The following is a 4,301-nucleotide window of genomic DNA, read 5'->3' as shown; positions in this document are numbered from 1 at the left end:
GGCGGACGCCAGCGCCTCCGCGTGCCCGAGCCGCTCGGCCTCGGCGGCGAGTTCCACGTCCTCCCCGGCACGCGGCTCCACGCCCGCGATCTCGTCGAGCCCGTACCGCAGCATGTCGGCTTCCTGGGCCCGCTCACGCGCGCGTGTGGTGATCTCGTCCAGCTCGACGGCGACGGCCCGCAGCCGCCGGTACGCCTCGCCGTACTTGGCCAACGGCCCGGTGACGGCGTCCCCGGCATACCGGTCGAGCGCCTGCCGCTGCCGGGACTGCTTCAGCAACCCCTGCTGATCGGTCTGCCCGTGTACGGCGACCAGTTCGTCGGCCAGCTCCGCGAGCACCCCCACCGGCACGGACCGCCCGCCCAGGTGCGCCCGGGACCGCCCTTCGGCGGAAACGGTACGGCTGATGAGCAGCGTCCCGTCCTCCAGCTCGGCACCGGCCTCCTCGGCCCGCAGCACGGCGGAGCCGCCCGGAGGGACGGAGATCCGCCCCTCCACGACCGCGTTCTTCGCCCCGATCCGCACCAGCGCCGGGTCCGCCCGGCCACCGAGCAACAGCCCGAGACTGGTGACGACCATGGTCTTGCCCGCACCCGTCTCACCCGTGACAGCGGTGAACCCCGGCGACAGCTCGACGACAGCGTCGTCGATGACTCCGAGCGACCGTATCCGCATCTCTTCCAGCACGGTGAAGACCTTACGAGGTAGGGCGGGCGAAGCGCGAGGCACCCTGTCACCCACGCGAGGGAAGCGCCCCAAAGGGGCGCGGGGAACTGCGCGCTCAACCCCCACCGGCCCGCAGCTAGTGAGGAGCCCCCCGCCACCCCGAAACAGGCAGAGCGAACTTGGCAACAAGCCGATCCGTAAACGACGCATGGTGCAGCCGAGCCAACCGCACAGGCACAGCCCCCCGCCGAACCTCAACCCGAGCCCCGGCGGGCAGTTCAACAGTCCGCCGCCCGTCACACCACAACACCCCCGGAGGAATGTGCGGCAACACCTCAACGGCAAGCACAGAATCCGGCGAGGTCACCAACGGCTTCGCGAACAACGCATGCGCACTGATAGGCACCATCAGCAACGCCTCCACTTCGGGCCACACCACAGGCCCACCCGCGGAGAATGCATAAGCCGTAGACCCAGTCGGAGTCGCACAAACGATCCCGTCACACCCGAACCCGGTCACCGGGCGCCCGTCAATCTCAAGGACGACTTCCAGCAGCTTCTCGGCGCCGGCCTTCTGCACCGCCGCCTCGTTCAGCGCCCAGTCCGTGTGCACGATGTTCCCGTTCTTGTGCACGACGACATCGACGGTCATCCGCTCCTCGACCTCGTACGCCCGTGTGACCACCCGGTCCACGACCTTGTCGAGATCGTCCCGCTCGGCCTCCGCGAGGAACCCCACGCTGCCGAGGTTGACGCCCAGCATCGGCACCCCGGACGCCCGCGCGAACTCCGCGCCGCGCAGCAGCGTGCCGTCGCCGCCGAGGACGATGAGCAGTTCGCAGCCCTCAAGGCACTGCGGGGTGGCCTCGGTGACCGTCTCCACCTCGTCGGGCAGCGGCAGGTCGCGTGCCTCGTACTCCAGGACGCGCACTCCGATGCCGGACTGCAGCAGCCCCTTGACGACCAGCTCGGCACTCCGGATGGCCGCGGGGCGGCCCGTGTGCGCGAGCAGGAAAACAGTACGAGCTCGGTTCTGTGTCAACGCGGCCCCTCCGCCACTGCACGGTCAACATCGGCCGGGTCCAGTTCGGGTGCCCCGGCCCGCAGCCACAGAAAGTACTCGACATTCCCGGAGGGCCCGGGCAGCGGGCTGGCGGTCACACCCTCCACCCCGAGCCCCAGTTCGCCGGCCCGCCGGGCGACACCGCGTACGGCCTCGGCCCGTAGTTCCGGGCTGCGTACGACACCACCGCTCCCCAGCCGTTCCTTCCCCACCTCGAACTGCGGCTTGACCATCATCACCAGGTCCGCGTCCGGCTTCGTGCACCGCGCCAGGGCGGGCAGCACCAGCCCGAGCGGGATGAAGGACAGATCCCCCACGACTAGATCCACAGGCTCCCCATCGATCGCTTCAAGCGTCAACTCGCGTACGTTCGTACGGTCCTTGACGGTGACGCGTTCATCGCTCTGAAGAGACCACGCGAGTTGTCCGTACCCGACGTCGACCGCCACGACATGCGCGGCACCCGCCCGCAGCAGTACATCGGTGAAGCCCCCGGTCGACGCGCCGGCGTCCAGCGCCCGCCGTCCCTCGACCACGAGCCCCTTCGGCACGAAGACCTCCAGCGCGCCCGCGAGCTTGTGGCCGCCCCGCGACACGTAGTCGGGGTCGCTGTCGTCCAGGACGACGACGATGGCGGCGGCCGTCTCCACCTGGGTGGCGGGCTTGGTCGCGACGGTCTTGCCGACGGTGACCCGGCCGGCGGCGATCAACTGGCTCGCGTGCTCCCGCGAGCGCGCGAGCTTCCGCCGCACCAGCTCGGCGTCGAGACGGCGGCGTGCCACTCCTGCCACGTTCGGTTCAGCTCCTATTGGTGTACGGCGATGGGGGCGCCGGAGGTCCCGGGCGGGCGTCGAGCGCGGTGAGCGCGTCGCGCAGCCCCCGGTGTACATCCTCGTACACCTCGACATGTCCGTCCGTGGCGAGGTGGTCGGTGTCGGCCAGGCGCCCCAGCTGGGCGTCCACATCGGCGTTGCCGCTCGGGGTGCGGTCCACGTTCAGCGGGGCAGGGGCGGCGGGGTCGTACGACGGTTCGGCCTCGGCCGACTCCTCCTGCGCCGTGGGCTCGGGAACTGAGTCGCTCATGCCCAGACGCTACCCCGAAGGCCTGGGGTACCGTCGATCACGATGGCAACGATCGAGGAGTGCCGCGCCGCACTCGAAAAGCTCTCGGACAACATGCAGAAGGCCGATGGGAATGTCCGCGCCGCCGCGGCCATGGACCGTTCGGTCAACTGCCGGATCACCGATCTCGACATCACCTTCGTCGGACGGCTCACCGGCGGCCGGATCGTGGTGGACGAGACCGTGGAGGGCCTTCCGCCGGAGAAGGCCCAGATCAGGCTGACCATGGCCGGCGACGACCTGGTCGCCATGGTCAACGGCGGCCTGAACTTCGCGAAGGCCTGGGGCTCGGGCCGGGTGAAGCTGGAGGCCAACGTGTTCGACCTGTTCCGCCTCAGGAAGCTTCTGTAGCGGCCACCTTTGGGCGGTCGGTCCGCGCCCGTGCATTGCGCGCCGCCGGCACCACCAGCGGCGTCCCCGTCTCCGGGTCGTCGATGACCTGGCAGCGCAGCCCGAAGACTTCCTCGACCAGTTCGGCCGTGACGATGTCGCTCGGCGCGCCCTCCGCGATCACCGCGCCCTCCCGCAGCGCGATGAGGTGGGTGGCGTACCGGGCGGCGTGGTTGAGGTCGTGCAGCACGGCGACCAGCGTGCGGCCCTGCTCCTCGTGGAGTTCGGCGCAGAGGTCGAGGACGTCGATCTGGTGCTGGATGTCCAGGTAGGTGGTCGGCTCGTCGAGCAGCAGCAGGGGCGTCTGCTGGGCGAGCGCCATCGCGATCCACACGCGCTGCCGCTGCCCGCCGGACAGTTCGTCGACATAGCGGTCGGCGAGCTCGGCGACACCGGTCTGCGCCATCGACTCCTGTACGACCCGCTCGTCCTCCTGGGACCACTGGCGCAGGATGCCCTGGTGCGGGTACCGGCCGCGGCCCACGAGGTCGCCGACGGTGATCCCGTCCGGCGCGATGGACGACTGCGGCAGCAGGCCCAGGGTGCGCGCGACCTTCTTCGCCGGCATCGACTGGATGACCTGCCCGTCGAGCAGCACCCGGCCCTCGCTCGGCTTCAGCATCCGCGACAGGGCGCGCAGCAGTGTGGACTTGCCGCACGCGTTCGGGCCGACGATCACCGTGAAGGAGTTGTCGGGTATCTCCACCGACAACTCGCGTGCGATGACGCGCTGGTCGTAGGCAAGGGTGACGTTCTCGGCGGACAGGCGGTTCACAGTGCTCCTTCGATTGTTCAGCCCGCTGCTGAGGCCGCTCTGGTTGCTCTGGTTGCTCATATCCGGCCCGCCTTGCGCTCGGTGACCAGGAGCCACAGCAGGTAGACCCCGCCGAGGACTCCGGTGACCACGCCCACGGGCAACTGGTCGGCGCCGAACGCCCGTTGGGAGGCCCAGTCGGCGGTGACCAGCAGGGTGGCGCCCATGCACAGCGAGGGCACCAGGTTCGGCCCCGGCGAGCGCGTCAGCCGCCGGGCGAGCTGCGGCGCCGTGAGCGCGACGAAG

At 70.2% G+C, this 4,301-nt stretch carries 7 protein-coding genes; 1 reads left to right on the top strand and 6 read right to left on the bottom strand.

The annotated features are described in order from the left end of the window. The 4 genes from R6V09_RS47280 to R6V09_RS47265 form a co-directional block, all read right to left on the bottom strand. Window positions 1-675: AAA family ATPase (locus R6V09_RS47280; protein WP_317887634.1), on the bottom strand; the 675-nt coding region annotated here is incomplete at its 3' end. A 127-nt stretch (window positions 676-802) separates the two neighbouring features. Next, entirely contained in the window at window positions 803-1,708 is a 906-nt protein-coding gene (locus R6V09_RS47275; RefSeq protein WP_026179466.1) for an NAD kinase, read from the bottom strand. Next, window positions 1,705-2,520, bottom strand: a complete 816-nt coding sequence (locus R6V09_RS47270; protein WP_317887633.1) for a TlyA family RNA methyltransferase — start codon at window positions 2,518-2,520, stop codon at window positions 1,705-1,707. The genes R6V09_RS47275 and R6V09_RS47270 overlap by 4 nt, the downstream gene beginning before the upstream one ends. Before the next feature lie 7 nt (window positions 2,521-2,527). Next, the gene (locus tag R6V09_RS47265) at window positions 2,528-2,812 is read right to left on the bottom strand and encodes a hypothetical protein (protein ID WP_317887632.1); all 285 of its coding nucleotides are present in this window, start codon (window positions 2,810-2,812) and stop codon (window positions 2,528-2,530) included. Window positions 2,813-2,854: 42 nt separating this feature from the next. Between R6V09_RS47265 and R6V09_RS47260 the strand changes: the two genes are divergently transcribed. Then, complete coding sequence (locus R6V09_RS47260; RefSeq protein ID WP_317887631.1) at window positions 2,855-3,202, top strand: SCP2 sterol-binding domain-containing protein; 348 nt, start codon at window positions 2,855-2,857, stop codon at window positions 3,200-3,202. On the opposite strand, the gene R6V09_RS47255 is transcribed toward R6V09_RS47260, so the two are convergent. Then, complete coding sequence (locus R6V09_RS47255; protein WP_317887630.1) at window positions 3,186-4,076, bottom strand: ABC transporter ATP-binding protein; 891 nt, start codon at window positions 4,074-4,076, stop codon at window positions 3,186-3,188. The two genes, R6V09_RS47260 and R6V09_RS47255, sit on opposite strands and share 17 nt — an antisense overlap. Further along, on the bottom strand, window positions 4,073-4,301 hold a 229-nt coding region (locus tag R6V09_RS47250), incomplete at its 5' end, for an iron chelate uptake ABC transporter family permease subunit (RefSeq protein WP_317887629.1). The genes R6V09_RS47255 and R6V09_RS47250, both read right to left, overlap by 4 nt.

It is taken from the genome of Streptomyces sp. W16, from assembly GCF_033194735.1.
In the GTDB taxonomy this organism is placed as follows: Bacteria; Actinomycetota; Actinomycetes; order Streptomycetales; family Streptomycetaceae; genus Streptomyces.
The sequence above is the reverse complement of the archived record's forward strand: the minus strand, read 5'-3'. Positions and strand labels throughout refer to the sequence as shown.